Source organism: Campylobacter concisus, assembly GCF_002913865.1.
In the GTDB taxonomy this organism is placed as follows: domain Bacteria; phylum Campylobacterota; class Campylobacteria; order Campylobacterales; family Campylobacteraceae; genus Campylobacter_A; species Campylobacter_A concisus_AM.
Genome location: NZ_POYX01000121.1, coordinates 21,248 through 27,770, shown reverse-complemented (window position 1 = coordinate 27,770; position 6,523 = coordinate 21,248). Strand labels below are relative to the sequence as shown.

Genomic DNA, 6,523 nt, shown 5'->3' with positions numbered 1-6,523 from the left:
GCCAAAGACCGGTAAAAATTTATTCGCCTAGAAGTTTATCTAGTTTTGCAGCCAAGCTCGTAGTATCGTGAGCTTTAGCTAAAGAGGCAGCATGTAGCTTTAAATTTGCTTGTAAATTTTCTTCCAAGTTCTTTGCGATGTCGCTACTATCAAGGTTTTCTACGCTATTAGCATTTGCTACACTTCTGGCAGCTAGAGCGTTCATACCTTTAAATACAGCATTTTGTGTCGAGCCGATCTCTGAGCGAAGTGAATTTATATTTTTCAAAATATCGCCTGAATTTGAGCCATCCTCTTTAACATTTAAAAGAGCATTTGTGCTTAAATTTATATTTTTTGTGCCCTCGCCTGTGAAAAAGCCAAGCTCGGCGTCAAAAACGTTTTTACCGTTAAATTTGGCTTCTTTTACGCTGTCGCTCATCGCATTTTTAAGCGCATTTATCTCGCCTTTTATGCCCTTTTGCTCGTTAGCTGAAAGAGCTGGGTTTGAAAGCTTGCTTGATAGCTCACCGATCTTATCAGCGCTCTCGCTTAAATTTAAAAGCGTTGAGTCGGCGATCTGAAGCATGCCGATCATATCGTTTGCATTTGCCATGCCCTCATTTAGGACATTTGTTTGCGAAAGTAAGCTCTCTGCGATTTGCAAATTTGCACCTGATGCTTTGATCTCGCTATTTGCAGAGATGGCGTTTAGCGCCTTTTTCTCGCTATTTTTAGCTTGATCTAAATAATAGTTTCCTGAAGCCTGGTTTGCAGTATAAGTTCCTAACTTCATATCAACTCCTTTTTTAGTAGTTTCGTGATGGATTTTACTATAAATTTCATAAAAAGTTGCAAAAATATTTCTTAAAGCAAAAAATATTATAAAAAGAATTTAGAAAAAAGCCATTTTTCCTAAATTCTTCGCCTTTTTTAGTCTTCTAGTCTCACAGCAATTGATCTTTTATGGGCTGTTAGTCCTTCGGCTTCGGCTAGCTGCATGCATGGTTTGCCAAGGTGCATGATGCCTTTTCTGCTAACTGAAATGATAGAGCTTCGCTTCATGAAATTTTCAACTCCAAGCGGCGAGTAAAATCTCGCACTTCCGCCAGTTGGTAAGGTGTGGTTTGGTCCAGCTAAATAGTCGCCCATCGCTTCAGGCGTGAAGTGTCCAAAAAATATCGCTCCAGCGTGTTTCACCTCGTCCATATAGCTCAAAGCGTCGTTTGTAGCGATCTCTAGGTGCTCCACAGCAAGCTCGTTCATCAGTTTAAAGCACTCCTGCAAGTCTTTTGCAACGATGATAGCAGCTTTGTTTCTCATGCTAGCACTCGCGATTGGTTCGCGTTTTAGAGTTTTTAGCTCGTCCTCTATGTGTCTTTGCACTGCCCTTGCAAAGGCCTCCACTGGCGTTATCAAAAAGGCACTTGCGATCTCGTCGTGCTCGGCTTGCGAGAGTAGATCGATCGCTATATGGCGAGGGTCCGCACTATCATCAGCTATCACGCCTATCTCGCTTGGGCCTGCGATCATATCGATATTTACGTCCCCATAAACTAGCTTTTTAGCAGTCGCTACGTAGATGTTGCCAGGTCCTGTGATGACATCGACCTTTGGCACGGTTGCTGTGCCGTACGCCATCGCTGCGATCGCGCTTGCACCGCCTATTTTAAAGGCTGTTTTGATGCCACATAGATGCATCGCAGCAAGGAGCAGAGGATTTACCTTGCCATTTGGCGCTGGGGTGCAAACTACGATCTCTTTTACGCCTGCTACGATTGCTGGGATAGCATTCATAAGAAGTGAGCTAGGGTATGCCGCCTTGCCGCCTGGGATATAAAGGCCAGCGCGATCAACTGGGGTGTATTTTGCTCCAAGTAAGATGTCGTGCTCGTCCTTGTAGGTCCAGTCGCTTGGCTTTGTGCGCTCGTGATAGCTTTTTATCCTGTCGTGGGCTAAATTTAGAGCCACTCTTAGAGCGTTATCTAGCGAGTTATAGGCTGCTTCCATCTCTTTTACGTCGATTATTATGTCGTTTTTGCTTGTGACATTAAATTTATCAAATTTGCTTATCTGCGAAAAAAGCGCGCTATCGCCATCTTTTTTTATTTCGTCTATGATGCCCGCAACTACTGGCATCACGGCACTCATGTCGTTGTCACTTCGTCTAACAAGCTGCGAAAATCTACTCTCAAAGTCAGCGTCGCTGCTGTGTAAAAATTTCATTTATGATCCTTTATTTTTAGTTTTCTCTCATATCTTTGCTTTTGTGTAATGTTACCCAAAATTCCGCCCTGGTGGATATATAAAATTTCGCTCTCAAGCTTATCTAAATTTGCAAAAAGCGTCATAAAGCCCACTGGGTCGTAAATAAGCTCAAATTCTACACCACTTTTGCAAACCTCAAGCCAAATTTCATAAAGCTCAGGGTATAAATTTCCAAAATGATACTTCTTTGGCGGATTTAAAATTTGCACTTTGCTATCTTTATCTAGCTCATAAATTTGCTTTTTTAGATAGTCGCTGTCTCCTACACAAGGGGCTGTAAATACTCTAAGATCGGTGTGCTTTGCTAAGTAGCATGCGCTTGTACCTGTGCCTGAGGGCAAGAAGATATCAGGTCTTATGCCACTTTTTTTACTCCACTCATTTATCTCACGCGCCTGCGTGATAAAGCCAAGCTCGGCCTCACTCTGCGCCACGCCCTCGTTTATAAAGAGCGCATTTTCGCTCTTTGCTAGCTCTTTAGCAAATTTCTCGCGCTCCTCTTTCACAAAAATTTCCATACCATTTTCAAGTGCAAATTTCAAATTTCCAACTGGATTTTGCTCTAAATTTGAGCTTAGATGAGAGACGACGTAGTAAAATTTAAGCCCTTTTAGTTTAGCAAAAAGACTTAGGCTATACATGGCATTTGACTGGCTTGAGCCATGAGATACGATGGCTTTGATGCCGCCAAGATCGGCCTTTAAAAAGTACTCTAGCTTTCTTGCTTTATTGCCGTTAAACTCACCTAGCAGATCATCTCTTAAAAGCCAAAATTCTCGCCCTCTTAAGCGAATTTTATCAATCACCCTTAAACTCCAAAAATTTCTCTATCTCGTTGATAGCCTCTTTGTTTGAGAGTGAAAATTTGATCTCTATGCGCCTTGAAGCGTCCTTGTCCTCGACTCCGTCTTTAAAAACTAGCTCATTGTAGCTTCGGCCACTTGCGACAAGCAACTTTCTAAGGCGCGCATCGTCACTAAATGAGTTTATGAACTCCATCACCGCGTAGGCTCTTTTTTGTGAGAGCTCTAAGTTGTAAATGTAGCTTCCGTCGCTATCCGTAAAGCCCTCGATCACGATCTGATCGATGTTTGAGGCGATCTCTTTATCATTTAAAAGTACGTCAAAATACTTACTAAGCGTGGCCTTTAGCTCCTCTTTGACTTCTTCTTTTAAGACTGCACTGCCCTTATCAAAAAGTACTGAGGAGCTAAGCTTTAGTGCGCCTGAGTTTGGGTCGATCTCGATGCTTGATCCTAGCCTATCTTTTAGGGCTGAGATCACCTTTACTCTTATGCCAGTTAGGTTTTTGACCCTGTCGCGAGTGACATTTAGATCCTTTAAAAGCTCGTCATATCTAGCCTCTTTTTTGCTCACTTGCTCGAGCAAAAAGGCGATCTTGGCTAAATTTTTCTCGCTGCTCTCGTTTGCGTCGCTAAGTGCCCTATCTTTTGATGAAATTTCATCATTTAGCACGATCATCTTTTGATTTAGATCAAAAATGCTGGCATTTAGCTCTTTTATGCTCGCATTTGCGTCCTTGTTTTCCTCTATGAGCTGGGCTAGTTTTTCTTTTAGGGCGTCTATTTGGATGACAAAAATTTCATTTGATTTTTTTAAATTTATGTTTTCGTCGCTTATCTTTGAAAGCTCGCTTTTTAGGGCGTCATTTAGCTCTTCAAGGGTGAAATTCTTACCCTGAGCGTCTTTTAAATTTGCTAGTGCTGCGATGATGGCTTGCTCTTTATTTTCAAGAGTGTTTTGAGTTAGGACGTATTTTACGACGACAGCGCCTATTAGCAGCATAAAAACAAAGAGCAGACCCGCCATCAAGTCTGCGTACGAAACCCAAAAGCTCGATTGATCCTCGTTATTTTTGTTTATTTTCATTGTACTAGATTTTCGATTTTTTCTATTACAGAATTTGCTTCTTTGTCGATCTCGTCTATATTCTTCTTAAGCTCAGCAATGAGGCTCTCGCGCTCTTTTTCACGCTCCAAGCTCCTGCCCTCTTGCTCGTAGGCTGCCTTAAATATCGTCGCACTCTCCACGAGTGAGGCTCTAAATGCCTTTAACGCCTCGTTTTGCTCTTTCATGAGCGAGTAAGAAAATTCCCTTAAAACATTGTCAAAGCTCTTTATAGTCTGCTCAAATTTAAGCTGGCTCTCTTTTGTGGCGTTTAAATTTCTGCTAAAAATCTCGCCAAGCTTTGCATGCTCAGTTAAAATTTTAACCTCCATATCTTTAAAGGCGTTAGAAAATGCGCCAACTGCCTTTAGTATATCGGAGTGGATCTTTACAAATTCATCTTGTTTTAGCCCAGATTCATTTAGTATTTTTAAACTTGCGCTAAGCTCTGCCTTGCTTTGACTGATGATATTTTTCTCAACCTCACAAAGCTCTTTTAAACTATTAAATTTCTCATTTGTCTGCTCGCTTAGCTCTTTTATAAATTTATCATCAAGCACCATTTTAAAAGCATCGTGACTATCTTTAAAGTAGCCTACACTTGCTTTCATAAAATTTGCATTTAGCTCATTTTCTTGCCAGAAAAACTCTCGGCTTAGCTCTTTTTGCTCGCTATAAAATCTCTCAAATTTACTAATGCCGATCTTTTCAAAAAACATCCACCAAAGCGCTAAAAATATGCCATATATCGATACGTAAAACGCCGTAGCCACGCCGTTTAGCAGTATAGCGATCTCTTTTTCAAGTCCGTTTGCAGTGCTTGAGCTAAAGCTTGGCATCGAGATCGCGATACTGATAAATGTGCCCAAAATTCCAAGCATAGGAAAGACTGCTTGGCCGATGTTTGCTAGGTTGTCATTTCTAAAATTTCTTGTATAGCTCTCGAAAAAGTCTTCAAATTTTGCGTTTGCCTTTTTGACGCTTGAGATTTCAAAGAGATGAGCGATGATAAATTCTTTTAGCCTTATCTTGTAGTCTTTGGCATTTGCTAAGAAATTTGAGTAGGCTACCAAGGCACTGTGGCGTGAAAATACAAAAGCAACAAAGAGTATAATGCCCATCATCGCGATGGTGTGAAGCTTCATCTGAAAATTTATAACGCCAAGATAGGCTAGTATCGCCAAGATGTAGATGGCTAAAGGGATAAAGATAACTTTAAAAAAGACAAAGAAAGAGTGAGCTTGGCGCTCTTTTGGCACGCTTAGCTCACTAAAATCATTTTGATTTTGCATAGGATCAGTTCCTATTTAGGCAGTTTAAGTCGCTAAAAGCAGTCTGAAGACGCTTAACCATGCTCTCCTCACCACTTCTTAGCCATTTCCTTGGATCGTAGTATTTTTTATTTGGCTTGTCATCGCCCTCTGGGTTGCCGATCTGACCTTGTAAGTATGCTCTATTTTTAGCCTCATACTCGCGCACGCCGTCCCAGAAAGCCCACTGGGTATCGGTGTCAATGTTCATCTTGATAACGCCGTAGCTCACAGCATTTTTGATATCTTTTAGCTCACTGCCGCTACCGCCATGAAATACAAAATTTACAGGCTTGTCGCTTTTTGTATTAAATTTCTTAGCCACATAGGCTTGTGAGTTTTTAAGAATTTCTGGTCTTAGCACGACATTGCCAGGTTTATAGACGCCATGGACGTTGCCAAAACTAGCTGCAATACTAAATTTATCGCTTATCTTACTTAGTCTTTCATAAGCAAGCGCGACGTCCTCTGGCTGGGTGTAAAGAAGCGCGTTATCAACGCTTGTGTTATCAACGCCATCTTCTTCGCCACCAGTGACGCCAAGCTCGATTTCTAGGCTGATACCAAGCTCGCTAAGCTCTTTTAGGTACTTCTCGCATGTGCTTAAATTTTCGTTGATATTCTCTTCGCTAAGATCAAGCATATGAGAGCTGAAAAGTGGCACGCCGTGAGTTTTTTTATACTCATGGCTTACTTTTACTAGCTCATCTATCCAAGGCAAAAGCTTTCTAGCAGCATGGTCAGTGTGTAAGATGACTGGCACGCCGTAAGCCTTGGCAAGCAGATGAACGTGCTTTGCTCCAGCGATCGCACCAAGAACGGCTGCATTTTCGCAGGCTTTACCAGCGTAAAAACCTGCACCGCCATTACTAAACTGAACGATAACAGGCGAGTTAGCAACCTTTGCCGCTTCTAAAACAGCATTTACTGAGTCGCTGCCTACGACATTTACAGCAGGTATTGCAAAACCTTGCTCTTTGGCATAAGCATAAAGTTTTGTTACATCATCTCCGCTTAAAACACCAGGTTTTACGATATCTAAAACGCCCATTTTATCC

6 protein-coding genes are annotated in these 6,523 nt (G+C 41.6%); all 6 read right to left on the bottom strand.

Going from position 1 to position 6,523, the window contains the following annotated elements; translation table 11 throughout:
- Positions 1-19 precede the first annotated feature (19 nt).
- On the bottom strand, positions 20-775 hold the full coding sequence (locus CYP77_RS07735) for a flagellin (RefSeq protein ID WP_181001434.1): 756 nt from the start codon (positions 773-775) through the stop codon (positions 20-22).
- A 137-nt stretch (positions 776-912) separates the two neighbouring features.
- On the bottom strand, positions 913-2,205 hold the full coding sequence (gene hisD, locus CYP77_RS07730; protein WP_103566990.1) for a histidinol dehydrogenase: 1,293 nt from the start codon (positions 2,203-2,205) through the stop codon (positions 913-915).
- Positions 2,202-3,053, bottom strand: a complete 852-nt coding sequence (locus CYP77_RS07725; RefSeq protein WP_103566991.1) for a pyridoxal-phosphate dependent enzyme — start codon at positions 3,051-3,053, stop codon at positions 2,202-2,204. Before CYP77_RS07725 ends, hisD begins: the two co-directional genes overlap by 4 nt.
- Complete coding sequence (locus CYP77_RS07720) at positions 3,046-4,137, bottom strand: OmpA family protein (protein ID WP_103566992.1); 1,092 nt, start codon at positions 4,135-4,137, stop codon at positions 3,046-3,048. The genes CYP77_RS07725 and CYP77_RS07720 overlap by 8 nt, the downstream gene beginning before the upstream one ends.
- Complete coding sequence (locus CYP77_RS07715) at positions 4,134-5,447, bottom strand: MotA/TolQ/ExbB proton channel family protein (RefSeq protein WP_103566993.1); 1,314 nt, start codon at positions 5,445-5,447, stop codon at positions 4,134-4,136. The genes CYP77_RS07720 and CYP77_RS07715 overlap by 4 nt, the downstream gene beginning before the upstream one ends.
- 4 nt (positions 5,448-5,451) lie before the next feature.
- On the bottom strand, positions 5,452-6,516 hold the full coding sequence (gene fbaA / locus CYP77_RS07710; protein WP_103566994.1) for a class II fructose-bisphosphate aldolase: 1,065 nt from the start codon (positions 6,514-6,516) through the stop codon (positions 5,452-5,454).
- Between the last annotated feature and the right edge of the window lie 7 nt (positions 6,517-6,523).